Origin of the sequence: Saccharopolyspora spinosa NRRL 18395, assembly GCF_000194155.1 — a bacterium.
GTDB lineage: Bacteria > Actinomycetota > Actinomycetes > Mycobacteriales > Pseudonocardiaceae > Saccharopolyspora > Saccharopolyspora spinosa.
The window spans coordinates 675103-698909 of sequence record NZ_GL877878.1; the positions used below are offsets into that span (position 1 = coordinate 675103).

Genomic DNA, 23807 nt, shown 5'->3' on the forward strand with positions numbered 1-23807 from the left:
GGCGCTCCCGTCCGGAGATCCGGCGTACTACTCGGAGGAGCGCGCAGTGACCGAAGCTGCTCGAGCCGCTGCGGCCGACCCCACGGGAACCCACCTGCAGGACGAGGTCCCGCGCGACGTCAACGGCATGCCGCACGGCCAACCGGTGCTCGACAGCCTGGTCGCGCTGCTCGACCTCGAACGCATCGAGGAGAACATCTTCCGCGGCGTCAGCCCGGCCTCCTCGCCGGTCCGCGTGTTCGGTGGCCAGGTCGCAGGCCAAGCGCTGGTCGCCGCCGGTCGCACCGTGCCGCCGGAGCGGCGGGTGCACTCGCTGCACGCCTACTTCATCCGGCCCGGCGACCCAAGCATCCCGATCGTCTACGAGGTCGACCGCACCCGCGACGGCCGGTCGTTCACCACCCGCCGCGTGGTCGCCGTGCAGCGCGGCAAGACGATCTTCTCGCTGTCCGCGTCCTTCCAGGTGGACGAGGACGGCATCGACCACGCCGAGCCGATGCCCGAGGTGCCGGATCCCGAGACGCTGCCCACCTTCGGCGAGCAGATCGGTCCGGTGATCGAGAAGCTCGGGCGTGCCCAGCCGAGGCCGATCGACGTGCGTTACGTGACCGAGCCGCCGTGGGTGAGCCGCGACCGCGGCCCGCGCGAGGCCCGCAGCCAGGTGTGGATGCGCGCCGACGGCGTGCTGCCCGACGACGACCTGCTGCACGTGTGCATCGCGGCCTTCGCCTCCGACATGACGCTGCTCGACGCGGTGCTGGCGCGGCACGGCGTGTACTGGGGCCTGGACAAGGTCAACGGCGCGAGCCTGGACCACGCGATGTGGTTCCACCGGCGCTTTCGCGCCGACGAGTGGCTGCTCTACGACTGCGCTTCGCCCAGCGCCTCCGGCGCTCGCGGCCTGGCCACCGGCCGGTTCTTCTCCCGCGACGGCCAACTCGTCGCGACCGTCGTGCAGGAAGGCCTGCTCCGAGTAGGCGACTGATCACGCCTCGCCGGACCGGCGGCGGCGCTTCGGGCGCAGGTGCCGTGGTTGCGTCAAGGCCCGGGTGTGCAGCTGCTCCAGCACGATCGAGCTGGTGAAGTGCCGGACCTCGGTGCGGGACGCGAGCCTGTCCACCAGGAACTCCTGCAGGTGCTTGGTGTCGGCGACCGCCACGTGCAGCAGGAAGTCGGCCTGCCCGCTGACGTGCAGCAGGGAGCGGGTTTCCGGCTGCGCCATCACGAATTCCCGGAACATGTCGACGACTTCGCGGGTGTGCGGGCGGACGTTGATCGCCACCACCGCCTCCAGCGCCAGCCCCGTCGCGGCCGGGTTGACATCGATGTGCGACCCGGTGATCACGCCCAGTTCCCGCAACCTCCGAACCCGTTGCAGGCAGCTGGACGCCGCCAACCCGATCCGCTCGGCGAGCACCCGGTTCGGCAAGGTCGCGTCGTTCTGCAATTCCTCCAGGATCCGCCAGTCCACCGAATCAAGTTCTACAGATTCCTGCACAACCGAACATGCTATGGCGTGACTGGCGGAACGGCGAACGAACATCGGAAAATTTCGGTATCCCACCGCTGATCCGATTCGAGGGAGCCGTCGTGCACATCGCCTGGGGGTCGTTCCTGCTGGCGCTGCTGGTGATCGTCCTGGTACCGGGGCCGGACTTCGTGCTGGTGACCCGCAACGCCGCGAACGGCGCGCGCTGGGGCTGGCTCGCGGCGGCCGGTGTGACCAGCGGGCTGCTGCTGCACGCGATGGCGGCGACTGCGGGGCTGTCCGCGCTGGTCGTGACCGTGCCCGCGGCGCTGCTGGTGGTGAAGGTGATCGGCGTCGCCTACCTGGCCTGGATGGGCCTGCAGATCCTGCGGAAGTCCGGCGTGGTGTCGGCCGGACCTGAGGTCGACCTGCCGCGCTCCGGCGGTGCGGTCTTCCTGCGCGGACTGCTGACCGACGTGCTCAACCCCAAGGTCATGCTGACCTTCCTGACGCTGCTGCCACAGGCTATGGACCCGGCGGCGGAGCCGGTGACGCAGGCCGCGTTGCTCAGCGGCGTCGCGGTGTCCGCGTTCGCGGCGTGGTGGCTGGCCGTGGTGCCCTCGGTGCGCTGGTTGTCCGCATTCCTGGCGGATCCGCGTCGCCGCAAGGCCTTCGAGCGGTGCTGCGGAGGGGCGCTCCTAGCTATGGCGACCGCGATCGCCGTCGGCTGAGACCCGTTTCTGCTTGACGGGACCGCGTTTCGGCACCGTCCGTGCAAATCCGTTGACTGTCCGTGATGGCCGTGGCTACGCTGCATGATCTGGTCGGGCGAGCTGAGGGAGCTGCGCGATGCGTCGACGGTGGGGAGTGGCGTTCGGACTTGCAGTGGTCCTGGGGGCATCGGTCGTCCTCGTGGCGCCGTCCGGTGCTGCGCCCAGCGGGCCGGACGCGCTCCGCGTCGACCTCGACGACATCCTCGCCGACCAGCGGCTGAACGGCTCGCACACCGGCGTAGTGGTGCGCGACCCGGCCACCGACGAGGTGCTCTACAGCCGGCAGGCGGCGGACCGCGCGACTCCGGCGTCGAACGCGAAGCTGCTCACCTCTGCCGCCGCTCTGGAAGCCCTGGGGCCGGAATACCGGTTCCGAACCGATGTGGTGACCGATGCCCCGCAGCTGGGTCCGGTGCTCAGCGGCGACCTCTACTTGCGCGGAACCGGTGACCCGACACTTCTCGCGGCTGACTACGACCGGCTCGCGGAACAGGTTGCGGCGGCCGGGATCCGGCTGGTGCGCGGGAGGTTGCTGACCGACTCCAGCTGGTTCGACGACGTGCCGCTGGGCACGGGCTGGGCCTGGGACGACGAGCCTTACTATTTCGCTGCCCCGGTCTCGGCGCTGACGGTGGCGCCGGACGCCGATTTCGACGCCGGAACCGCGATCGTGCGGGTCAGCCCGACCGCCGAAGGCCGACCCGCAGCGGTGCAACTGGAACCGGCGACCGGGGTGGTGCAGATCGACAACCGGACCACCACCTCCGCCGCGGATGGCGAACCCGATGTGACCGTGGAGCGCGAACACGGCGGTTCTCGAGTGGTCGTGAGCGGGACCGTCCCGGCCGGCGCGCAACCGTTCGAGGACTTCACCACGGTTCCGAACCCGGCGGGGTACGCCGCGGACGTCTTCGCGCGTGCACTGACCGCGCACGGCGTGACGATCCGGGGAACGGGGGAAGGCACGGCGCCTGCTGGTGGGCGGGAGCTCGCTTCGCGGCATTCGATCCCGCTGCGGGAACTCCTCGTTCCGTTCCTGAAGCTGAGCAACAACGGGCACGCGGAAGTCCTGGTGAAGGCGATGGGCCGGGAGGTTCGCGGTGACGGCAGCTGGTCGGCCGGGCTCGAAGTGCTGACCGACAAACTGAGCCGTCTGGGCGTGGACCCCGCGGTACTGCGCATGGTGGACGGCTCGGGACTGTCCACGATGGACCAAGTGACGCCGGAACAGCTGGCGGTGCTGCTGGACAACGCGCGCGAGCGGCCCTGGTTCCGGTCCTGGTACGACGCGCTGCCGGTGGCCGGGGTCGCGGACCGCATGGTCGGCGGCACGCTCCGCAACCGGATGGCTGGAACCGCGGCTGAGAACAACGTGCACGCAAAGACCGGCTCAATGACCGGAGTCACGTCGCTGTCCGGTTACGTCACCACCGCAAACGGCCGCGAACTGGTCTTCTCGGTGGTGTTCAACGACTTCCTCACGAGCTCGCCGAAGGACCTGGAAGACGCGATCGCGATCCGGTTGGCCGAGTACAACGGCGCCGACGACCAGCCGCGCGGCCGGGTGCACGTCCCGCAGTCGCGCACGCCCCCCGACGATCCGAGCACGCGGGTGGACGAAAGCACCCTCGAATGCCCGTGGGTGAAGGCATGCTGACCCGAGGGGCCGGTGTTGATCGGAGTTTCAGGGCAGGCTAAGGGGGATTCCGGAGACCGGCGCGCGGTTACGCCGGTAGCGTGAAGGCGTCCAGCCAGCACGCGAGCCTAGGAGCCCGTCCCGTGACCTTCATCAGCGACATTCTGGCAGTCGTCGGAGGCTTGCCGAAGCCGCTATTGGTATTGGTGACCGGGGCATTGGTGCTCGGCGAATGCACCATCGGGCTAGGCTTCCTGGTGCCCGGGGAGAGCGGTCTGCTGGTCGCTTCCGCTGCGGTGACCGAGGTGGGGTTCTTCATCGTGCTGGCTTCGGTCGTCGCGGTTTGCGCGGCTGTTGGCGACAACATCGGGTTCAGGTTGGGGCGTCGGTATCGGCTGAAGATGCGCGAGACCAAGGTTGTACGCAAGCTTGGTCAGCAGCATTGGGATCGGGCCGGGACGTTGTTGTGCCGGTGGGGTATCGGGGCCGTTCTGGTGGCCCGGTTCTTGCCCGTGGTTCGGACCTTGATGCCGGCTGCCGCCGGGGCCAGCGGGATGTCCTACGGGCGGTTCTTCATCTCGTCGTTGGCTGGGGCTGTTGCTTGGTCAGTGACGCACGTGAGCATCGGATGGGCCGCCGGGGCTTCGGCCAAGTACATCGAGGAGATGTTGGGGCGGGCCAGTTGGGTTTTGATCGTGCTCGTCGTGGCTGTTGGGGTTGGGGTTTGGTTGTTTAGGCGGAACCGGGCGCGGCGGGCCGTTGTCGAGGCGGAGCGCGCCAGCGGCGAGCTGGAGGACGTTGAGTCCGCGGCTTGAGGGTCTTTGGTGAGGGGCACCCAGGGTTTTCGGGTGTCTCTTCCTTTTTTGGGCGGGCGCCGCTTTGGCCAGGAGTGGTCTGGCAGGGCTTTTTTGCGTTGCGGGGCGGCGGAATCCCTGGGGGCGGGACTGTTGGTGGGTTCGGTTTCGGGCGGAGCCGTAGCCGGACCGGTCCAGCGACATGATCACGCCCTCCGGGGTGGCCCGTGCTGGTTTTCGGGGCTATCGCGCTTGAAACAGCACACGGTGGTCTTGCTGGCGGTCTGGTGGGGTGGGTTGTCGTCTTCGGCGTGTGGGTGGTTTCGGTGCTGGATCGTGGTTTTCGGGTTTCCTGCGGGGTGTTTCACCTGATCAAGCGACCATAAAAAACGTGCGAACAAGTGTTCTAGCACGGGAGAATGTGTGCTATGACACCGCTGGTGAACTTCCCGGACCCGGCCGCAGGCACTACCAGTGCCCGGCCGGCGGTGTCCTGCACCGACACCGAACTCGCGACCCACATCCGCGAGCTGGAGCAGGCCATGTGGGTGTCGATGATGCAGCAGTCCACCCAACACCGCGAACACCTCCGGGACCTCATCCCCGCACAGCGGCACCCGGCGGGCGAACCATGACGCCCAGATTGGGGTGGTGGCGCGTTGGGCTCAGCTGACCGGTGCTGCGGGTCTCGGGGTCAGTTGTCTGCGGTGCTTGGTGAACAGCTTTGGGGTGTTCATCGCTAGGACTCCAGTGGTTTCGTCCTCGCGGTGGAACGTCGCTACGAAGCGGCGGTCGTCCGGTGCTCCGTCGACGATCGCAATCCGGTCGGTCGGGCTCGCGTGTCCGGCGAACTGGATTCGCACTCCGTACTGCTCCGACCAGAAGTACGGCACCGTTGTGAAGTTCGCTGCCGAGTGCCCGGCGAGGAGGTTGTGGATCGCAGTTGCCGGTTGTTCCAAGGCCGTTGTCCAGTGCTCGAACCGCTGTGCTCCGTTCGGCGTGCGATAGCTGGCCACGTCGCCCACCGCCACCACGTTCCGCAGGTCGGTGACGCCTCCGGCGTCGCACTGCACGCCGTTCGAGATCGTCAGGCCCGAGCCGCGCAGCCAGTCGGTGTTCGGGCGGGCGCCGATGCCGATCACCACCACGTCGGCCGGAAGCAGGGTGCCGTCGGTCAATTCGACCGCTGTGACCCGGTGTTCGCCGTGCAGACGCTCGACACCCGCTCCGCAGAGCAGTCGCACGTCGTGGTCGGCGTGCAGCGCCGCGCACACCGCGCCCAGTTCTGGGCCGATGACGGGCGCCAGTGGAACTTCGAGCGCTTCCACCACCGTGACTTCGAGACCGAGCGCTTTGCATGTCGACGCGACCTCGGCTCCCACGAATCCGGCGCCGATGATCACCGCTCGCGCTCCCGGGCGCAGATCCGCGCGCAGGGCAATCGCGTCGTCGAGCGTTCGCAGCGTGTGCACGCCTGGTGGGATGGCTGGCAGCGTCTTCGGGGTCGCACCGGTTGCGATCACCACGCCGTCCGCCCGGCAGCGGGTGCCGTCGTCGAGCTCAATCGCACCGTCCCCCGGTGCTAGCGCGACAGCACGTCGGCCTAGGCGCCAGGTCGCTTCCACGGCTGCGACGTCCGTTTCCTCCGCCAGCGCGAGGTCATGCGCTTCGACCTTGCCCGACAGGAAGTCCTTCGACAGCGGCGGCCTGTCGTACGGCCGGTGGGTCTCCTCGCCGATCAGCTCAATCCGGCCGTCGAAGCCCTGCGCGCGTAGTTCCTGCGCCGATCGCCAGCCGGACAGGGACGCGCCGACTATCGCGATCGTCCTCATGCAACCACCTGCACTTCGGTCTCGACGTAGACCATCCCGTCCGCGACCTGGACCGGGTAGGTCCGCACCGGTCGCTTCGCCGGCAACCCGCACGGCAGTCCGGTGCGCAGGTCGAACGCCGCCGCGTGCAGCGGGCACTCGACCCGGCAGTCCTCCACCCAGCCGTCCGACAGGGAGGCGTCCTGATGGGTGCAGGTGTCGTCGATCGCGTACAGGTCGCCATCGACGTTGAACACCGCGATCGGGACGTGCGCTTCGATGCGGACGGACTCGCCGGGTGGCAGGTCGGACACTGGGCAGGCTTGGAACATTCGGTACCTCCGTTGCGCTATACAAAACACGGAGTGCAATGCGCAACAATGTGCGGCTCTGGCCCCTGGCGCGTCAAGGGGTTCGCTGGGCTTTTTCGTACGAGCCTCCATACGTGTTACACGGCGAAAAAACCGGTCGCGCGCTCTTGACTGACCCCGGGGTTTCCGGCGACGGTGTTGCTCGCATCGAAACTTGGCGCGTATCGCGCAACAACCTTCCCGCTGCTTCTGGAGCCGGTGCCCCGTGCTGCCGGCATCGACGCATCCCCCCCAGGAGGCCTCATGGGCACCCAACCCCGCGTGGTCGTCATCGGCGCCGGGATCGTCGGCTGCGCCCTCGCCGACGAGCTCACCGAACGCGGCTGGACCGACGTCACCGTCCTCGAACAGGGCCCGCTGTTCGCCACCGGTGGCTCCACCTCGCACGCTCCCGGCCTGGTGTTCCAGGCGAATCCGTGCCGGACCATGACCCGGTTCGCCGCCTACACCGGGGCCAAGTACCGCGACCTCGGCCTCGACGGCGAGTGGTGCTTCCGGCAGCTCGGCGGGCTTGAGGTCGCCGGTTCGGCGGCGCGGTGGGACGAGGTCAAGCGGCGGCACGGCTGGCTAACCTCGTGGGGCGTCGAAAGCCACCTGCGCGGCCCCGACGAGTGCGCAGAGCTGCACCCGCTGGTGGATCCGGCCCGGATCTTCGGCGGATTGCACATTCCCACCGATGGGCTGGCCAAGCCGGTGCGCGCCGCCGAGGCGCAGGCGCGGCGTGCGATGGCGCGGGGCGCGCGGTTCCTGGCCGGGCAGCGCGTCGTTGCCGTCGAGCGGGGCGGCGGGCGGGTGAGCGCCGTCGTCACCGAGGAAGACCGGTTTCCCGCCGACGTCGTCATCTCCTGCGTCGGCATGTGGGGGCCGCGCATCGGCGCGTTGGTGGACCTCGACATCCCGTTGGTGCCAATGGCGCACCAGTACGCCAAGACCGGGCCGCTGGCCGCCATCGCCGGGCGCAACGACGAGCGGTCCGAGGCCCGGTTGCCGATCTTGCGGCACCAGGACGGCGACCTGTACTTCCGGGAGCACGTCGACCGCATCGGCATCGGGTATTACGGGCACCGACCCATGCCCGTCGATCCCGAGGAGATCCGCGCACCCGGGTCTGCGGTGATGCCGTCGATCGAGCCGTTCACCGCCGAGGACTTCCAGCCCGGTTGGGACGAGGCCGTTTCGCTGCTTCCCGCGTTGGCCGGCACCGAGGTCACCGAGGGCATCAACGGGCTGTTCTCGTTCACCTCGGACGGCATGCCGTTGGTCGGCGAGCACCCTGACCTCCGGGGGTTCTGGGTGGCCGAGGCCGTTTGGATCACGCATTCAGCCGGGGTTGCTCGGGCGCTGGCGCAGTGGCTCGTCGACGGGCAGCCGGAGGAGTCGCTGCACTCCTGCGACCTCAACCGGTTCGAGACCGCGCAGCGCAGCCCCGATTACGTGCACGCGCGCAGCTGCCGCAGCTTCGTCGAGGTCTACGACATCCTGCACCCGCTCGAACCCGGGCAGGAGCCGCGACCGTTGCGGACCAGCCCGTTCTACGAGCGGCAGCAGGAGCTCGGCGCGGAATTCCTCGAAGCCGCCGGCTGGGAGCGCCCGCACTGGTACGCCGCCAACGCCGGGTTGCCGGAGATCGACGAGGTGCCCGGCCGGGGCGACTGGGCCTCGCTGTTCTGGTCGCCGATCGCCGGGGCCGAGGCCCTGGTCACCCGCAAGCGGGTCGCGCTGTTCGACATGACACCGCTCAAGCGGCTGGAGGTGGCCGGGCCTGGTGCGCTCGGATTCCTGCAGTGGCTGACCACCAACCAGCTCGCGAAGAAACCCGGCTCGGTGACCTACACGCTGTCCCTGGACGCCGCCGGCGGGGTGCGCAGCGATCTCACCGTGGCTCGGTTATCCGAGCAGCGCTTCCAGGTGGGCGCCAACGGGAATCTCGACCTGGCCTGGCTGCGGCGGCACCTGCCCGACGACGGCAGCGTGCAGGTTCGCGACATCACCGGCGGGACCTGCTGCATCGGCGTTTGGGGGCCGCTGGCGCGTGCCCTGGTGCAGCCGCTGACCCGCACCGACTTCTCGCACGAGGGCTTCGGGTTCTTCAAGAACAAGCCCGCGTTCATCGGCGGCGTCCCGGTGACCGCCATGCGACTGTCCTATGTGGGCGAACTCGGTTGGGAGCTCTACACCGATGCCGACCAGGGGCGCAAGCTCTGGGATGTGCTGTGGGACGCCGGGCAGCAGCACGGGATCATCGCCGCCGGTCGGAGCGCCTTCAACAGCCTTCGCCTGGAGAAGGGCTACCGCTCGTGGGGCGCGGACATGACCACCGAGCACGATCCGTTCGAGGCCGGTGTCGGCTTCGCCGTCCGGATGGACAAGGACTTCCTCGGCCGGGCGGCGCTGGAGCACCGCGAGGCACGACGCAGGCTCAGTCCGCTGCTGATCAAGGACCGGGAGTCCGTGGTCATGGGTTCCGAGCCCGTGCACGCCGACGGTGCGCCGGTCGGTTACGTCACCAGCGCCGCCTACGGCTACAGCATCGGCGAGAGCATCGCGTACGCCTGGCTGCCCAGCCCGCTCGCCGTGCCCGGCACCGCCGTGGAGATCGAGTACTTCGGCGAGAAGGTGCCCGCCGTGGTCGCCGAGGAGCCGCTGTTCGACCCCGAGATGAAGCGTCTGCGCAGCTGAAAGGGACTACATTGACTAGCACCGACCAGGCGTCCAGCCTCATCTCGACGCTGCCTGGCCACTACTACACCGACCCCGAGCTGTTCTCCTTGGAGCAGGACCGGATCTTCGGCGCGATGTGGTTCTGCGCCGTGCGCGCCGCCGATCTCGCCGAGGCCGGGCAGTTCCGGACCGTACAGGTGGCGCGGGAGAGCGTGCTGATCACCAGGGGCCGCGACGGCGCCCTGCGGGCCTTCCTGAACATCTGCCGCCACCGGGGCGCGCGGTTGTGCGTCGAAGACACCGGGCAGGTCAAGCGCGCCTTCCAATGCCCCTACCACGCCTGGACTTACGGCACCGATGGCAAGCTGGTCGCGGCGCCGAACCTCACCTCGATGCCGGACGTCGACCGGACGCAGTTCGGGCTGATCCCGGTCGCCCTGCGCGAATGGCTCGGCTACGCGTGGGTGTGCCTGGCCGATGAGCCGCCGTCGTTCGAGGACACCGTCCTCGAGGCCGTGTCCGGGCGGCTCGGCGGCGAAGACGTGATCGGTGGCTACGGCGTCGATGGGCTCGCGCTCGGCCGCCGGATCAGCTACGACGTGCGCGCCAACTGGAAGCTGATCATCGAGAACTTCATGGAGTGCTACCACTGCGCCACGATCCACCCTGAGCTCACCGAGGTCCTGCCGGAGTTCGCCGACGGCTACGCCGCCCAGTACTACGTCGGCCACGGCGCCGAGTTCGGCTCGGACGTCGAGGGGTTCACGGTGGACGGCAGCGGCGGGTTCGAGCGGTTGGCCGGCGTCGGCGACGAGCACGACCGCCGGTACTACGCGATCACCGTCCGGCCCCAGGTGTTCCTGAACCTGGTGCCGGACCACGTGATCGTGCACCGGATGTTCCCGCTCGCCGCCGACCGGACGCTGGTCGAGTGCGACTGGCTCTATGCGCCGGAGGTGGTCGAGGCTGGCCACGACGTGTCGCGTTCCGTCGAGCTGTTCCACCGCGTCAACCAGCAGGACTTCGACGCCTGCGAACGCTGCCAACCGGCGATGAGCTCGCGCGCCTACGCCGACGGCGGCGTCCTGGTGCCCTCCGAACACCACATCGGCGAGTTTCACGACTGGCTGCGCAGCAGGCTGGAGCTCTGATTCACACCCGGGCCTTGCGCGCGCGGCGGATTCGGGTGGTGACGAACCAGGCGACGGCGACGACCACGGCGGCCACGACGACGTTCTGGAACACCCCAATCGGTGGAGAAGCACGTGAACGCGATCTTCGACAAGCTCGACCTCGCCCACCTCACCGGCTACAGCCGCCGGGTGCTCGCCGTGCTGCGCTACCTGGACTCCTGATCGTCAGGAGTTGGCGGGCGGGGAGAGTGCCGCATCAACGGCGCGTGACTTCGCGCTGCGGCTGCTTGTTGCGCGCGGCCAGGTAGCCGATCACCAACGCGATCGCGAGTACGGGTGTGATGTACAGCGCGATGCGCGTTTCGGCGTCGAAGGCCAGCAGGACCACGACGAACGCGAGGAAGGCCAGCACCACGTAGTTCGAGTACGGTGCGAGCGGCATCCGGAACGGTCCGGCCTGGAGTTCGCCACGGGCGACCTTGCGCCGGTAGCCCAGGTGCGCGATCAAGATCATCGCCCAGGTGAAGATGGCGCCGGCAGTGCTGGCGCTGGTGATGTAGGTGAACGCCTGCTCCGGCACGAAGTAGTTGAGCACCACCCCGATCAGCATCGCGCCGAACGTGACGCCGATGGCCCGCGAGGGCACCGCCCGGCCGCTGAGCACACCTACCGAGCGCGGCGCCTGGCTGTCCTCGGACAGCGTGCGCAGCATCCGCGAGGTGGAGTAGATGCCGCTGTTGCACGACGACAGCGCAGCGGTGGTGACCACGAAGTTGATCACACCGGCCGCCGCCGGGATGCCGATCAGGGTGAACGCGTGCACGAACGGGCTACCGCTGGTCGGGAACTGGAACCACGGGACCAGCACGGTCAGCGCGATCAGTGCGCCCACGTAGAAGATCAGGATTCGCCACATCACCGAGTTGATCGCCTGCGGCAGCACCTTCTGCGGGTTCTTGCTCTCGCTGGCGGTCTGGCCGACCATCTCGACGCCGACGAAGGCGAACATGACGATCTGGAACGCCAGCAGCGACGAGGCCATGCCGTTGGGGAACAGCCCGCCGTGGGACCAGATGTTGCTCAGCGACGCGGTGTCGCCGAGGTCGCTGAAGCCGAACACCAGGATCGCCGCGGCCAGCACGATCAGCCCGATGATGGCCAGCACCTTGATGAGGGCGAACCAGAACTCGAACTCGCCGAAGAGTTTCACCGCGATCAGGTTCACCCCGCTGAGCACGATCAGTGCTCCCAGCGCGGGGATCCACTGCGGAATCGTCGGGAACCAGAACTGGAAATACTTGCCGACCGCGGTGATCTCGGCCATGCCGGTGACTATCCACACTAGCCAGTAGCCCCAGCCGACCGCGAACTTCGCCCACGGGCCGACGAACTCGCCCGCGTACTCCGCGAACGACCCGCTGACCGGTCGGTACATCAACAGCTCGCCGAGCGCCCGCATCACGAAGAAGATCATCAGCCCGGCGATGGCGTAGATCAGGATCAGGCCGGGGCCGACCTGGTGCAGGGCCTTGCCGGAACCGAGGAACAGGCCGACCCCGATCGCCCCGCCGATCGCGATCATGTTGATGTGCCGGGTACTCAGATCCTTCCGGTACTCCTCGGCCACTGGTTGGCTCATCGAAGTGGACTCCTTACTCGCCAGCGTGTTTCGCTGAAACTGCGCAGATAATCCGGCATCCGGCGAGGGCCCGCAAGCGGTTTGAACCAGTTGGAATACAGCCTTTTCCCCGTTCCAACATAGTCCACTTAGGATTTAAAACAGGAAGAACGCCGCATTCCGGTCATCGTTACCGAAATGCGACGTTCTTCTCCTGGGGAGCCTTCCGATCAGAGGTTCACGTACAGCGGGTGCTTGGTGGCGAGGGCTTCGACGCGGGCTCGCAGTTCGCCGCTGGCGGTTTCGTCGAAGCCGGGCTTGAGGGCCTCGGCGATGATGTCGGCGACCTCGGTGAAGTCGTCCTTGCCGAAGCCGCGGGTGGCCAGGGCCGGGGTGCCGATGCGCAGGCCGGAGGTCACCATCGGCGGCCGCGGGTCGTTGGGCACCGCGTTGCGGTTGACCGTGATGCCGATCTCGTGCAGCCGGTCCTCGGCCTGCTTGCCGTCCAGCTCGGAGTCGCGCAGGTCCACCAGCACCAGGTGCACGTCGGTGCCGCCGGAGACCAGCTGCACACCGGCCTTGGCGGCGTCGTCGGCCAGCAGCCGCTCGGCCAGGATCTGCGCGCCCTCCACGGTGCGGCGCTGCCGGTCGGCGAACTCCTCACCGGCGGCGATCTTGAACGCCACCGCCTTGCCGGCGATCACGTGCTCCAGCGGCCCGCCCTGCTGGCCGGGGAACACCGCCGAGTTGAACTTCTTGGTGAATTCCGAGTCCGAGGACAGGATCACGCCGCCGCGCGGGCCGCCCAGGGTCTTGTGCGTGGTGGTGGTGACGACGTGCGCGTGCGGCACCGGATTCGGGTGCAGCCCGGCGGCCACCAGACCGGCGAAGTGCGCCATGTCGACCATCAGGTAGGCGCCGACCTCGTCGGCGATCTCCCGGAACCGCTTGAAGTCCAGCTGCCGCGGGTACGCCGACCAGCCGGCGATGATCAGCTGCGGCTTGTTCTCCCGCGCCAGCCGGGCGACCTCGTCCATGTCCACGCGGTGGTCATCGGCGCGCACGTGGTACGGCACCACGTTGTAGAGCTTGCCGGAGAAGTTGATCCGCATGCCGTGCGTGAGGTGACCGCCGTGGGCCAGGTCCAGGCCCATGATCGTGTCGCCGGGCTTGAGCAGCGCGAACATCGCCGCCGCGTTGGCCTGCGCCCCGGAGTGCGGCTGCACGTTGGCGAAGGCGGCCCCGAAGAGCTCCTTGACGCGGTCGATGGCCAGCTGCTCGACGACGTCGACGTGCTCGCAGCCACCGTAGTAGCGGCGCCCCGGGTAACCCTCGGCGTACTTGTTGGTCAGCACCGAGCCCTGCGCCTCCAGGACCGCCTGTGGTGCGAAGTTCTCCGAGGCGATCATCTCCAGCGTGGTCTGCTGGCGGTTGAGCTCGGCGCCGACCGCCGCCGCCACCTCGGGATCCACCGCGGCCAGCTGGTCGTTGAACAGGTCCGGTGTCGACATTGTGTTGCCTCCTGGTTCGATCTCGTCAGGCATTGCGGCGGTAGAACGGCAGCTCGACGACCTGCACCGCGACGTTGTTGCCGCGGATGTCGACCTGCAGTTGGGTGCCGGGTTCGCTGTGGTCGCGGTCGACGTAGGCCATGCCGATCGGGTGGCCGAGGGTCGGCGACGGGGCGCCGCTGGTCACCGCGCCGATCTCGGTGCCGTCGGCGTCCAGCACGCGGTAGCCGTGCCGGGGCGCCCGGCGCTGGTCGGTGCTCAGCCCGACCAGCGTGCGCTCGGTGGGCTTCTCCGCGGCGGCGGCCAGCGCGTCCTTGCCGACGAAGTCGCCGGGCTTGTCCAGCTTGACCACCCGGCCGAGGTTGGCTTGGAAGGGTGTGAGGTCGGCGGACAGCTCGTTGCCGTACAGCGGCATGCCCGCCTCCAGCCGCAACGTGTCGCGGCAGGACAACCCGGCCGGTTGCAGGCCGTGCTGCGCGCCGGACTCGGTCAGCGCCTGCCAGACGGCCTCGGCGTCGCCGGGCGCGGTGAACAGCTCGAAGCCGTCCTCGCCGGTGTAGCCGGTGCGCGCCAGCAGCACGTCCTTGCCGGCGACCTGGCTGCGGTAGCCCGCGTAGTACTTGACCTCGGCGAGGTCGGTGTGGGTCAGTGGGGCGAGGATGGCGACCGCGTTCGGGCCTTGCACGGCGATCAGCGCGTAGTCGTCGGAGACGTCCTGGTGCTCGGCGTCGAAGCCGCCGAGTCGCTCGGCCAGTTCGGCGGAGACCACGGCGGCGTTCGCCGCGTTGGCCACCACCAGGAACTCCTGCTCGCCGAGCCGGTAGACGATCAGGTCGTCCAGGACGCCGCCGGTGGCGTTGCAGATCATCGTGTAGCGGGCGCGGCCGGGCTTGATCGCGGAGGCGTCGGCGACCAGCGCGTAGTCCAGCGCCTCGGCGGCCTGTGGGCCGCTGATCCGGATCTCACCCATGTGGGTTAGGTCGAACAGGCCGGCGCTGTTGCGCACCGCGTTGTGCTCGGCGGTGTCGCCGGAGTAGCGCAGCGGCATCCGCCAACCGGCGAACTCGGTGAACGTCGCCCCGAGGGCTTCGTGCACTCGGCGCAAGGGCGTCTGTCGTGGCGACGACATGGTGAGACTCCTCCTGGTGGGCGCCGGTCGGCAGTCGAGGGCCGGTCAGCTCACTGCGCCCAACCTTATCGGGGACACCTCGACCCCGACCTGCGCGGGCGTGCGCTGGTCGGGCGGTCTCCCCGGAGTCATTGGCCTGAGAGTTTCGTCACCCCGAGAGGGGCGGCTTGCACCGTGGGCGAGAAGCGCGTTGCTCCTGCTTTTCTCCGTGTTCGCCTGGTGCCGTGCGGTGCCGGTGCCTGAGAGTTTGCTGGGGAGTATTGCTCCTTCGGCGCTCCGCTCTCCCGAGGTTGCTCGGGGGCTGGAGTCTCTCCCGCACGACGTCATCGGCGCGGTATTCGGTTGTGCGACGCCGACGCTACGAACCGAACGTGACCCAGTCAACCGGGCGGCTGAGTGATCGGCACGCGTCCATCAGGGGCGTGCTCGGCTGATTCGTGCCCGTTTTGTCGGTAGCCTGGTGACAGCCGTGACTCCGAACCGCCGGGAGCGACGATGTCTCTGTTCAAGAAGGTCGCCGACTTCGCCAGCAGCCCGCAGGGCCGCAAGGTGATCGACCAGGCCAAGAAGTACGCCTCCGACCCGAAGAACAAGGAGAAGATCGACCAGGTCAAGAACAAGTTCTTCGGCAAGGACGGCAAGAGTCACTGAACCGATAACCCCGACGAATGCCCCCGGTGCCCGCGCCGGGGGCATTCTCGCGCCCCGAGGACAAGTGGTATCAGCGTGATACCACGCGATACCATTTCGGCATGGGCATGACCCTGCGGCTCAACGACGACGACAACGCGAAGCTCCGCGAAGTAGCCGAGCGAGAGGGCCGGTCGATGCACGAGATCGCGGTGACAGCGCTGCACGAGTACTTCGCCCGCCACGAGGAGTTCCGGGCGAACCAGGTGCGCCGATTCCTCGCGGAAGATGCTGACCTGCTGGAGCTGCTGTCCCGGAGACGGGGAAGCACGATGCCGATCGTCTCGCCGAGGTGCTCCGCTTCTGGGTTGTCGACCTTCTGTAGGTAGGCGGAACCGAAACGCGTCCCGGTGAGTGGATCTTGTGAGATGGTCGTGGCGAGTTCTGACTTGGGAGGCGCGGGTATGGCGGACGAGGTCCGTGGCGAGGGCACTGCTGCCGGGGGCGCGGTCCGGGTGACCGTCGGCGCCGGCGGGCGGATCGACGAGCTGCACTTGGAGCCGCGGCTGCTGGGCAGCGGCGTGGCTGCCATCGCGGACGCGATCCGGGAGGCGGTCAACGCCGCCCACGACGACGCCGCCCGGAAGCCGGACGGCGCGATGCAGGCCTTCGAGACCGAGCTGGACCGGCTCAGCGACGGGTTCGAGCGGGCGATCGAGAAGGTCACCAAGAACCTCGCCGAGGCGCAGAAGCGGCTGGAGCAGTAGTGGGCAGCGCGTACGTCGCCGGGACGTTCGACACCAAGGCCGCTGAGCTGCAACACGTCGCCGGGCTGATCGCCCGCGGGCACCCCGTGATCACCGTGGACCTGTCCACCTCGGGTGGGAGTTCCGGCGCCGACGTGTCGGCCGCCGAGGTCGCCGCGCACCACCCGGACGGGGCCGACGCGGTGTTCACCGGCGACCGGGGATCGGCCGTCACCGCGATGGCAGTGGCGTTCGAGCGTTTCCTGGTCGCGCAGGACGTCGACGGGATCATCGGGCTCGGCGGCTCGGGCGGCACCGCGCTGATCACGCCCGCGATGCGCGCGCTGCCGGTCGGCGTGCCCAAGGTCATGGTGTCCACAGTGGCCTCCGGCGACGTCTCGCCCTACGTGGACGCCACCGACATCGCGATTTTCCCGTCGGTCACCGATGTCGCCGGGCTGAACCGGATTTCCCGCCAGGTATTGGGAAACGCCGCGCACGCGCTGTTGGGCGCGGTGACCCACCCGGTGTCAGTGACCGAGGACAAGCCCGCCGTCGCGCTGTCCATGTTCGGCGTCACCACGCCGTGCGTGACCGCAGTGGCCGAGCAGCTGGCCGCCGACCACGACCCGCTGGTGTTCCACGCGACCGGAACCGGCGGCCGGGCTATGGAGAAGCTCGTCGACGACGGCCTGGTGCGCGCCGTTGTGGACATCACCACCACCGAGGTCTGCGACCTGATCGCCGGCGGCGTGATGAGCGCGGGGGAGCAGCGCCTGGACGCCATCGCCCGGACCCGAGTGCCCTACGTCGGCTCGTGCGGCGCCCTGGACATGGTGAACTTCGGCGCGCTGGAAACCGTTCCGCCGCAGTACCGGGACCGAAACCTGCACGTGCACAACCCGCAGGTCACGCTGATGCGCACGTCCGCAGGGGACTGCCGCCGGATCGCGGTGTTCATCGCCGGCAAGCTCAACGCCTGCGACGGCCCGGTGCGGTTCTTGCTCCCCACCGGTGGACTGTCCATGTTGGACTCACCGGAGCAGCCTTTCTACGATCCCGACGCGGACGCGGTCCTCTTCGAGACGCTGGAGAGCCGGGTGCGGCAGACCGCCGACCGGCGCGTCGAGCGGGTGCCGCACAACATCAACGATCCGGAGTTCGCCGCCGCGCTGGTCGCGGCGTTCCGGGAGATCACCGGATCCGCCGAGAGAACCAGGCAGGAGGCACGATGAGCCGATTCGACCGCGCCGGACTGATGCGCCGGTTCCGCGCCAAGGCCGAGCGCGGCGAGCCGATCGTCGGCGGCGGCGCGGGCACCGGCCTGTCCGCCAAGTGCGAAGAGGCCGGCGGCATCGACCTGATCGTCATCTACAACTCGGGCCGCTACCGGATGGCCGGGCGCGGTTCGCTGGCCGGGCTGCTGGCCTACGGAAACGCCAACGACATCGTGGTGGAGATGGCCCGCGAGGTGCTGCCGGTGGTGCGGCACACCCCGGTGCTGGCCGGCGTCAACGGCACCGACCCGTTCATGCTGCGCGACCGGTTCCTCCGCGAGCTGCGCGACCTCGGGTTCGCCGGGATCCAGAACTTCCCGACCGTCGGGCTCATCGACGGCACGTTCCGGGCGAACCTGGAGGAGACCGGCATGGGCTACGGCCTGGAGGTCGAACTCGTCGCCGCCGCGCGCGAAGCCGACCTGCTGACCACGCCGTACGTGTTCTCCAGCGCCGACGCCCGGGCGATGACCGAGGCCGGCGCCGACATCATCGTGTGCCACCTGGGGCTGACGACCGGCGGCGCGATCGGTGCCGAAACCACCAAGTCACTGGACGACTGCGTGGCGCTGATCGACGAATGGTCGCAGGCGGCGACCGAGGTGCGCGAGGACGTGCTGGTGCTCTGCCACGGCGGGCCGGTCTCGATGCCGGAAGACGCCTCGTACGTCCTTTCGCGGACCAAGCGTTGCCACGGGTTCTACGGTGCGAGCAGCATGGAGCGATTGCCCACCGAACAAGCACTGACCGAACAGACCAAGGCGTTCACGAAACTCAGGGTATGAGGAGGCAAGCGGTGGCGAAGTCCTACACGAGCGCGGTCATCGAGGCGTCGGCCGAGCAGGTCTGGCAGGCGGTGCGCGACTTCAACGGATTGCCGACGTGGCACCCGGCGATCGAGCGCAGCGAGATCGAGGGCGGCGGCGCGGCCGATGCGGTGGGCTGCGTCCGGCACCTGACGTTCGCCGACGGCGGGGCGGCCCGGGAGCGGCTGGTGGCGCTGAATGACACCGAGCGCAGCTACACCTACGAATTCGTGGAAAGCCCGTTCCCGGTGCGCACCTACCGCTCCACCATCCGGATCGCGCCGATCACCGACACCGGGCACAGCTTCGTCGAGTGGTATTCGCACTGGGACGCCGATGCCGCCGACGAGGAGAAGATGGACAAGACCTTCGCCAAGGGCGTTTACCGGACCGGGCTGAACGGACTCCGGGAACACCTGGGCGTCTAATCCGGTCGGGACGGGCGTGAACCGGAGCGAATTCGGCGGCGGTTAGAGTCGGCGCGTGCCAAGCAGCGTTAATCCTTCCGCCGCAAATGCAGCTAACGCAGCAGACACCGTCACCATCACGGGTGGTTCCGGTTTCGTCGGCAGAGCAGTGGTTCGCGCCTTCCTGGAGCGCGGCACCCGGGTGACCATCGTGGACACCCAGGCCCCGCCCGCCGAACTGCGCAGTGACCTGGTGACCCATGTCGAAGGTGACCTGCGGGACGCCGCGGTCCGGGCGGCCGCGGTCTCGGCGGGCTCGGCCGGGATCGTCCACCTGGCGGCGATCACCTCGGTGCTGCGCTCGGTGGACCAGCCCGCCGAGACCTACGCCAACAATGTGGCGGTCACCCAGGAACTCCTCGAGCTGGCCCGCGCACGCGGCGTCCGCCGGTTCGTGCTGGCCTCCACCAACGCGGTGGTCGGCGACATCGGCCACGGCACGATCTCCGAGGCGTTGCCGCTGCGCCCGCTCACGCCCTACGGCGCCACCAAGGCGGCGTGCGAGATGCTGCTCTCCGGCTACGCCGGCGCTTACGGGCTGGCCACCTGCGCGCTGCGCTTCACCAACATCTACGGGCCCGGCATGGGCCACAAGGACAGCTTCATCCCCCGGCTGATGCGCGCCGCGCTGGCGGGCAGCGGCGTCGAGGTCTACGGCGACGGCTCGCAGTCCCGCGACTTCGTGCACGTCGACGACGTGGTGCAGGGCGTCCTCGCCGCGTGGGACAAGCAGTACACCGGCACCGCGATCATCGGCTCCGGGCGGTCGATCTCCGTGCTGGAGCTCATCGACGCGGTCCGCACGGCAACCGGCGAAGCCGTGCCGGTCACTCACGTGCCGGCCAAGAACGGCGAGATGCCCGCGGTGATCGTGGACGTTGCCAAGGCGCATCGCGAACTCGGCTACGTCCCGGACGTCGAGCTCACCGAGGGGTTGCGCACCGTTTGGGCGGACTTCCGCAGGGCGCGATGAGCACCGCGCTAACGCGCGTCCTCCGCCGGCACTGGCTGCTGGCGCTGCTGCTGCTCGCCGGACTGGCCCTGCGGATCGTGGTGCAGCTGGCGTACCGGCCCGCGCTGCTCTACATCGACTCGTTCCGCTATCTCGACGACGTCGGCGCGTTCTTCCCGGGCGGCATCAACCCGATCGGCTACGAGCTCTTCCTGTGGCCGCTGCTGGCGGTGGGCAGCCTGACCGGCGTGGCGGCGGTGCAGCACCTGCTGGGCCTCGGGCTCGGCGTCGGGATTTACGCGCTGCTGCGTCGTTTCGAGGTCCGGACCTGGATCGCGGCGCTGGCCGCCGCGCCGGTGCTGCTGGACGCCTACCAGCTGCAGATCGAGCAGAACATCATGTCCGATCTGCTGTTCCAGGTGTTGCTGCTGGCCGCGATCTACGTGCTGACCTGGTGGGGCGCGCCCGGCGCCAAGCTCGCCGCGCTGGCCGGGATCGTGCTGGCCGTGGCGGTGGTGGTGCGCGTCGTGGGAGTGACGCTGGTGGTTCCGGCGGCCGTGTTCGTGCTGCTGGCCACCGGTTGCCGGCCGCGCGACGGCTGGTCTCGGCGCCTGATCGCAGCTGGGGCGCTGGTCGGCGGGTTCGCGGTCGGCGTGTTCGGCTACTCGCTCTACCACCTGGCGTGGGCCGGTTCGCTGGGCCTCGGCGGCTCGGGCGGCGGCGCCCTGTACGGCCGCGCGGCCGTGGTCGCCGACTGCGAGCACCTGGACCTGACGCCGCAGGAGAAGCTGGTCTGCCCGGCCGAACCGATCGAGCGCCGCGCCGCCAACGGCATCGATTTCTACATCCACTTCTGGCACGTCCAGGAGAACGTCGACAAGTTCTTGCCGGCGGACATGGACGTCGCCGCCGCGCAGGGCTCGTTCACCCGCAAGGTTCTGGTTCACCAGCCGCTGGACATCGTCGGCGGGATGGTCGCGGACTTCCTCAAGGGATTCGCCCCGACCCGCACCCAAACCCCCGGTGACGTGCCGCTGGACCGCTGGCAGTTCCAGCTGCACTACCCGGTGTTCGCTCCCGACTGGTACGTCGCGGAGTGGACGGAGCTGTACGACGACGGCACGTTCGCGGTCGATCCGGACCTCGCCGCGTTCCTGCGCGCCTACCAGCTCGGTGGCGGCTACACGCCGGGCATCGTCCTGGGCGGCGCGCTGGTGGTGGCCGCGCTCGCGGTGCTCGGAGTCGGCCGCGCCCGCAGTTCCGGGCTTCGCGCGGTGTGCCTGCTCCCGGCCGGGTTGGCGACCACCGTGCTGGCAACCGCGGCGGTCATGGAATTCTCCTGGCGCTACCAGTTGCCCGGCCTGGTCCTGATCCCGATCGCGGGCGCGCTTAGCGTGACCGCGCTGACCGGCCGCCGCCCCGACCGAACAACATCCCCGAAGGAGAATTTCAATGGCCACGACCTTACCGAGCGAGGTGGACCGGGCGGCGCTGGCGGACTACGCCGAGCGCTGCGGTGACCACCGGTTCGCCCCGGTCGTCGTGCTCATCGCCGCCTACAACGAGGAGGAGTCGGTCGGCGAGGTGCTCGACAGCATCCCCGCCCGCAGCTGCGACCTGGACGTCGACAAGCTGGTGGTGGTCGACGGCGCGACCGACGACACCGCCAAGATCGCGCTGAAGCACGGCGCGCAGACCTGCATCGTCGCCACGAACCGGGGCCAGGGTGCCGCATTGCGGCTCGGGTACCACCTGGCCGCTGAGCGCGGTGCGCACTACATCATCACCACCGACGCCGACGGCCAGTACGACATCACCGAGCTGCCGAAGCTGTTGCGGCCGTTGATCGACGGCGACGCCGACTTCGTCACCGGCTCCCGCGTGCTGGGCAGCAACGAGCGCCCCCAGTTGATCCGCCGCGTCGGCACCCACGTTTTCGCCTGGCTGGTCAGCACGCTGACCGGGCAGCGCATCACGGACACGTCGTTCGGGTTCCGCGGCATGCTGGCCGAGGTGCCCAACTCGGTGACCCTGGAGCAGCCGCAGTACCAGTCCTCCGAGCTGCTGGTCGGTGTGCTCAGCCGCGGGTACCGGGTGCGGGAGCAGCCGATGCGGATGCTGGCGCGCACCGCCGGTGTCAGCAAGAAGGGCAACAACTTCCGCTACGGCTACCGCTACGCGCGGGTCGTGCTCGAAACGTGGTGGCGGGAACGCCGGGCGGTGAACACCAACCGGTCGACCAGGAAGAACTTGACCACGAACATCACCGCGTAAGTACCGAGGAAAGCGCCCCAGACCACGACGACCTGCGCCGCCCGGGCCGCCGGGAACAGCGCGTGTGCGAGCGCTTCCGCGTTGTGCGTGGCCAGCGCGGCGAGCAGCGCGGTGCCCACCGAGATCGCGCCGTAACGCAGGATCTCGCCGCGCAGCGCGGCCCGGCCGCCGCCGCCCCAGGTCCGCCGGTTTAGCACGAAGTTCGGAATCGCACCGGCCAGCCAGGCCAGCACGGTGGCCAGCACCGGTGTGGCACCGAGCGAGTACGACAGCAGGAAAACGAGTTGGCTGATTCCGGTGGCCACCACGGAAGCGGCCGCGAAACGGCTGAGCAACCGCCAATAGCGGTACCGAGCGATGGTGCTCTCGGTGGCCCTTGTCGCCATGCCGTCTCCGTTCCGGATGTCGCGGTTTGCTCCCGATGCACCATACAGAGTCCGGTCTCAGCGAATTCTCAGTGTTGGGAAAGGAAAAGGGGAGCTTGCCGTGAAATGGTCGCGGGGTGAGATCATGCCGGATGTTTGTAATCCAACGGGTGAATACAGGGGAGTGAAGGCGTGCGAATCCTCGTCCTCGGGGGAGACGGCTACCTCGGATGGCCGACCGCTGTGCATTTGTCCGACTGCGGCCACGATGTCGCCGTTGCCGACAACTACGCCCGCCGGGGCTACGACCACGAGCTCGGCGTGGACAGCCTGGTGCCGATCGAGCCGATGCAGGTCCGCCTGGACGCCTGGCGGGAGGTCTCCGGCAAGTCGATCAAGTGCTACTACGGCGACCTGGTCGACGGCCAGTTCACCGCGGAGATGATCGCCGACGCGCGGCCCGACGCGATCGTGCACTTCGCCGAGCAGCGGGCCGCGCCGTACTCGATGATCGACCGCCAGCACGCGGTGTACACCCAGCAGAACAACGTGATCGGCAACCTCAACGTGCTGTTCGCGATCCAGCAGGTCGACCCGGACATCCACCTGGTCAAGCTCGGCACGATGGGCGAGTACGGCACGCCGAACATCGACATCGAGGAAGGCTGGCTGGAGGTCACCCACAACGGGCGGACCGACCGCATGCTGTACCCGAAGAAGCCGGGCTCGTTCTACCACCTGAGCAAGGTGCACGACAGCCACAACATCGAGTTCGCCTGCCGGATCTGGGGGTTGCGCGCCACCGACCTCAACCAGGGCGTCGTCTACGGCCAGGAAACCCCGCAGACCGCGCGCGACATCCGGTTGGCGACCAGGTTCGACTACGACGCGATCTTCGGCACCGTGCTCAACCGGTTCGTCATCCAGGCCGTGCTCGGCCACCCGCTGACGGTGTACGGCACCGGCGGGCAGACCCGCGGGCTGATCGACATCCGCGACACCGTCGAGTGCATCCGGCTGGCCGCGGAGAACCCGGCCGACCGCGGTGAGTTCCGGGTGTTCAACCAGATGACCGAGAAGTACTCGGTGGGGGAGATCGCCAAGATCGTGGCCAACAGCTTCGCGGGGTCGGTCGAGATCGAGTACCTGGACAACCCGCGGGTCGAGCAGGGCGAGCACTACTACAACGTCAAGCACACCGGCCTGGTGGAGCTGGGGCTGCAGCCGCACCTGCTGTCGAACACGCTCATCGAGTCGTTGTTCCGGGTGGCGGACAAGTACAAGGAGCGGGTTGACCTCGCCGCGTTGCGGCCCACCGTCAACTGGCGCCAGGCCACCAGTCCGTTGCGCTAGGACCGCTGACCGATCGGAGCAGTGCTGCAATT

General features: G+C 68.7%; 24 protein-coding genes, 1 pseudogene and 2 riboswitches. Of the genes and pseudogenes, 18 read left to right on the plus strand and 7 right to left on the minus strand.

Going from position 1 to position 23807, the window contains the following annotated elements:
- The first annotated feature begins 46 nt into the window (after positions 1–46).
- Positions 47–985 carry an acyl-CoA thioesterase II gene (gene tesB, locus SSPN_RS0103335; protein WP_010306851.1) on the plus strand — a complete coding sequence of 313 codons (939 nt, stop codon included), beginning with the start codon at positions 47–49 and terminating at the stop codon, positions 983–985.
- Here tesB and SSPN_RS0103340 read toward each other — a convergent pair whose 3' ends face one another.
- Positions 986–1471, minus strand: coding sequence for an Lrp/AsnC family transcriptional regulator (locus SSPN_RS0103340; protein WP_010306855.1), 486 nt, complete (start codon positions 1469–1471; stop codon positions 986–988).
- 119 nt (positions 1472–1590) lie between these two features.
- Between SSPN_RS0103340 and SSPN_RS0103345 the strand changes: the two genes are divergently transcribed.
- The 4 genes from SSPN_RS0103345 to SSPN_RS0103360 all read left to right on the plus strand — a co-directional run bounded on the left by SSPN_RS0103345 (position 1591) and on the right by SSPN_RS0103360 (position 5306).
- Positions 1591–2199, plus strand: a complete 609-nt coding sequence (locus SSPN_RS0103345; RefSeq protein WP_029534929.1) for a LysE family translocator — start codon at positions 1591–1593, stop codon at positions 2197–2199.
- 118 nt (positions 2200–2317) lie between these two features.
- Positions 2318–3898 (plus strand): D-alanyl-D-alanine carboxypeptidase/D-alanyl-D-alanine endopeptidase, encoded by a 1581-nt coding sequence (gene dacB / locus SSPN_RS0103350; protein WP_044572520.1) that lies wholly within the window; start codon positions 2318–2320, stop codon positions 3896–3898.
- 122 nt (positions 3899–4020) lie between these two features.
- On the plus strand, positions 4021–4692 hold the full coding sequence (locus tag SSPN_RS0103355) for a DedA family protein (RefSeq protein WP_010306869.1): 672 nt from the start codon (positions 4021–4023) through the stop codon (positions 4690–4692).
- Between the two features lie 407 nt (positions 4693–5099).
- Entirely contained in the window at positions 5100–5306 is a 207-nt protein-coding gene (locus tag SSPN_RS0103360; protein WP_010306874.1) for a hypothetical protein, read from the plus strand.
- Between the two features lie 30 nt (positions 5307–5336).
- On the opposite strand, the gene SSPN_RS0103365 is transcribed toward SSPN_RS0103360, so the two are convergent.
- Positions 5337–6503: an NAD(P)/FAD-dependent oxidoreductase gene (locus SSPN_RS0103365; protein ID WP_010306879.1), complete on the minus strand. Its 1167-nt coding sequence runs from the start codon at positions 6501–6503 to the stop codon at positions 5337–5339.
- Entirely contained in the window at positions 6500–6814 is a 315-nt protein-coding gene (locus tag SSPN_RS0103370; protein ID WP_010306882.1) for a bifunctional 3-phenylpropionate/cinnamic acid dioxygenase ferredoxin subunit, read from the minus strand. The genes SSPN_RS0103365 and SSPN_RS0103370 overlap by 4 nt, the downstream gene beginning before the upstream one ends.
- Positions 6815–7096: 282 nt before the next feature.
- Between SSPN_RS0103370 and SSPN_RS0103375 the strand changes: the two genes are divergently transcribed.
- The 3 genes and pseudogenes from SSPN_RS0103375 to SSPN_RS54225 form a co-directional block, all read left to right on the plus strand.
- Positions 7097–9532, plus strand: a complete 2436-nt coding sequence (locus tag SSPN_RS0103375; protein ID WP_010306885.1) for a GcvT family protein — start codon at positions 7097–7099, stop codon at positions 9530–9532.
- Positions 9533–9543: 11 nt separating this feature from the next.
- Positions 9544–10665: an aromatic ring-hydroxylating oxygenase subunit alpha gene (locus tag SSPN_RS0103380; protein WP_010306889.1), complete on the plus strand. Its 1122-nt coding sequence runs from the start codon at positions 9544–9546 to the stop codon at positions 10663–10665.
- A gap of 99 nt (positions 10666–10764) precedes the next feature.
- A pseudogene (locus SSPN_RS54225) lies at positions 10765–10869 on the plus strand (DNA-binding response regulator); the annotation flags it as partial.
- A 34-nt stretch (positions 10870–10903) separates the two neighbouring features.
- On the opposite strand, the gene SSPN_RS0103395 reads toward SSPN_RS54225, so the two are convergent.
- The 3 genes from SSPN_RS0103395 to gcvT all read right to left on the minus strand — a co-directional run bounded on the left by SSPN_RS0103395 (position 10904) and on the right by gcvT (position 14905).
- Positions 10904–12286, minus strand: a complete 1383-nt coding sequence (locus tag SSPN_RS0103395) for an amino acid permease (protein WP_029534930.1) — start codon at positions 12284–12286, stop codon at positions 10904–10906.
- 209 nt (positions 12287–12495) lie between these two features.
- Complete coding sequence (gene glyA, locus SSPN_RS0103400; protein WP_010306901.1) at positions 12496–13776, minus strand: serine hydroxymethyltransferase; 1281 nt, start codon at positions 13774–13776, stop codon at positions 12496–12498.
- Between the two features lie 25 nt (positions 13777–13801).
- The gene (gene gcvT, locus SSPN_RS0103405) at positions 13802–14905 is read right to left on the minus strand and encodes a glycine cleavage system aminomethyltransferase GcvT (RefSeq protein ID WP_029534932.1); all 1104 of its coding nucleotides are present in this window, start codon (positions 14903–14905) and stop codon (positions 13802–13804) included.
- 115 nt (positions 14906–15020) lie between these two features.
- Positions 15021–15122, minus strand: a riboswitch (glycine riboswitch).
- Positions 15123–15231, minus strand: a riboswitch (glycine riboswitch).
- Between the two features lie 169 nt (positions 15232–15400).
- Here gcvT and SSPN_RS57505 point away from each other — a divergent pair.
- The 9 genes from SSPN_RS57505 (at position 15401) to SSPN_RS62060 (ending at position 22057) form a co-directional block, all read left to right on the plus strand.
- Entirely contained in the window at positions 15401–15556 is a 156-nt protein-coding gene (locus SSPN_RS57505) for a hypothetical protein (RefSeq protein ID WP_010306908.1), read from the plus strand.
- Positions 15557–15657: 101 nt separating this feature from the next.
- Positions 15658–15924: a ribbon-helix-helix domain-containing protein gene (locus SSPN_RS48605; RefSeq protein ID WP_143539743.1), complete on the plus strand. Its 267-nt coding sequence runs from the start codon at positions 15658–15660 to the stop codon at positions 15922–15924.
- Positions 15925–15999: 75 nt separating this feature from the next.
- Entirely contained in the window at positions 16000–16302 is a 303-nt protein-coding gene (locus SSPN_RS0103420; protein ID WP_010306914.1) for a YbaB/EbfC family nucleoid-associated protein, read from the plus strand.
- The gene (locus tag SSPN_RS0103425; RefSeq protein ID WP_010306917.1) at positions 16302–17516 is read left to right on the plus strand and encodes a Tm-1-like ATP-binding domain-containing protein; all 1215 of its coding nucleotides are present in this window, start codon (positions 16302–16304) and stop codon (positions 17514–17516) included. Before SSPN_RS0103420 ends, SSPN_RS0103425 begins: the two co-directional genes overlap by 1 nt.
- Positions 17513–18343, plus strand: a complete 831-nt coding sequence (locus SSPN_RS0103430; protein ID WP_010306920.1) for a phosphoenolpyruvate hydrolase family protein — start codon at positions 17513–17515, stop codon at positions 18341–18343. The genes SSPN_RS0103425 and SSPN_RS0103430 overlap by 4 nt, the downstream gene beginning before the upstream one ends.
- 11 nt (positions 18344–18354) lie before the next feature.
- A complete protein-coding gene (locus tag SSPN_RS0103435; protein WP_010306924.1) occupies positions 18355–18792 on the plus strand; it encodes an SRPBCC family protein in 438 nt (145 codons plus the stop codon).
- Positions 18793–18847: 55 nt separating this feature from the next.
- Positions 18848–19804: an NAD-dependent epimerase/dehydratase family protein gene (locus SSPN_RS0103440; protein ID WP_044572523.1), complete on the plus strand. Its 957-nt coding sequence runs from the start codon at positions 18848–18850 to the stop codon at positions 19802–19804.
- Positions 19801–21303 (plus strand): phospholipid carrier-dependent glycosyltransferase, encoded by a 1503-nt coding sequence (locus tag SSPN_RS42270; RefSeq protein WP_063713912.1) that lies wholly within the window; start codon positions 19801–19803, stop codon positions 21301–21303. The genes SSPN_RS0103440 and SSPN_RS42270 overlap by 4 nt, the downstream gene beginning before the upstream one ends.
- Positions 21236–22057 carry a glycosyltransferase family 2 protein gene (locus tag SSPN_RS62060; protein ID WP_337466313.1) on the plus strand — a complete coding sequence of 274 codons (822 nt, stop codon included), beginning with the start codon at positions 21236–21238 and terminating at the stop codon, positions 22055–22057. Before SSPN_RS42270 ends, SSPN_RS62060 begins: the two co-directional genes overlap by 68 nt.
- On the opposite strand, the gene SSPN_RS50305 is transcribed toward SSPN_RS62060, so the two are convergent.
- Positions 21958–22443, minus strand: coding sequence for a GtrA family protein (locus tag SSPN_RS50305; protein ID WP_083821587.1), 486 nt, complete (start codon positions 22441–22443; stop codon positions 21958–21960). The two genes, SSPN_RS62060 and SSPN_RS50305, sit on opposite strands and share 100 nt — an antisense overlap.
- Positions 22444–22614: 171 nt before the next feature.
- Between SSPN_RS50305 and SSPN_RS0103455 the strand changes: the two genes are divergently transcribed.
- The gene (locus SSPN_RS0103455; RefSeq protein WP_010306935.1) at positions 22615–23775 is read left to right on the plus strand and encodes an NAD-dependent epimerase/dehydratase family protein; all 1161 of its coding nucleotides are present in this window, start codon (positions 22615–22617) and stop codon (positions 23773–23775) included.
- Positions 23776–23807 lie beyond the last annotated feature (32 nt).

What these genes read in the sequence shown, in the direction of transcription:
- SSPN_RS0103395 (WP_029534930.1), bottom strand. Translation starts at nt 12,286, where the DNA reads ATGAGCCAACCAGTGGCCGAGGAGTACCGGAAGGATCTGAGTACCCGG.
- SSPN_RS0103360 (WP_010306874.1), top strand. Translation starts at nt 5,100, where the DNA reads ATGACACCGCTGGTGAACTTCCCGGACCCGGCCGCAGGCACTACCAGT.
- glyA (WP_010306901.1), bottom strand. Translation starts at nt 13,776, where the DNA reads ATGTCGACACCGGACCTGTTCAACGACCAGCTGGCCGCGGTGGATCCC.
- SSPN_RS0103420 (WP_010306914.1), top strand. Translation starts at nt 16,000, where the DNA reads ATGGCGGACGAGGTCCGTGGCGAGGGCACTGCTGCCGGGGGCGCGGTC.
- SSPN_RS50305 (WP_083821587.1), bottom strand. Translation starts at nt 22,443, where the DNA reads ATGGCGACAAGGGCCACCGAGAGCACCATCGCTCGGTACCGCTATTGG.
- SSPN_RS57505 (WP_010306908.1), top strand. Translation starts at nt 15,401, where the DNA reads ATGTCTCTGTTCAAGAAGGTCGCCGACTTCGCCAGCAGCCCGCAGGGC.
- SSPN_RS62060 (WP_337466313.1), top strand. Translation starts at nt 21,236, where the DNA reads ATGGCCACGACCTTACCGAGCGAGGTGGACCGGGCGGCGCTGGCGGAC.
- SSPN_RS48605 (WP_143539743.1), top strand. Translation starts at nt 15,658, where the DNA reads ATGGGCATGACCCTGCGGCTCAACGACGACGACAACGCGAAGCTCCGC.
- SSPN_RS0103430 (WP_010306920.1), top strand. Translation starts at nt 17,513, where the DNA reads ATGAGCCGATTCGACCGCGCCGGACTGATGCGCCGGTTCCGCGCCAAG.
- SSPN_RS42270 (WP_063713912.1), top strand. Translation starts at nt 19,801, where the DNA reads ATGAGCACCGCGCTAACGCGCGTCCTCCGCCGGCACTGGCTGCTGGCG.
- SSPN_RS0103375 (WP_010306885.1), top strand. Translation starts at nt 7,097, where the DNA reads ATGGGCACCCAACCCCGCGTGGTCGTCATCGGCGCCGGGATCGTCGGC.
- gcvT (WP_029534932.1), bottom strand. Translation starts at nt 14,905, where the DNA reads ATGTCGTCGCCACGACAGACGCCCTTGCGCCGAGTGCACGAAGCCCTC.
- SSPN_RS0103365 (WP_010306879.1), bottom strand. Translation starts at nt 6,503, where the DNA reads ATGAGGACGATCGCGATAGTCGGCGCGTCCCTGTCCGGCTGGCGATCG.
- SSPN_RS0103370 (WP_010306882.1), bottom strand. Translation starts at nt 6,814, where the DNA reads ATGTTCCAAGCCTGCCCAGTGTCCGACCTGCCACCCGGCGAGTCCGTC.
- dacB (WP_044572520.1), top strand. Translation starts at nt 2,318, where the DNA reads ATGCGTCGACGGTGGGGAGTGGCGTTCGGACTTGCAGTGGTCCTGGGG.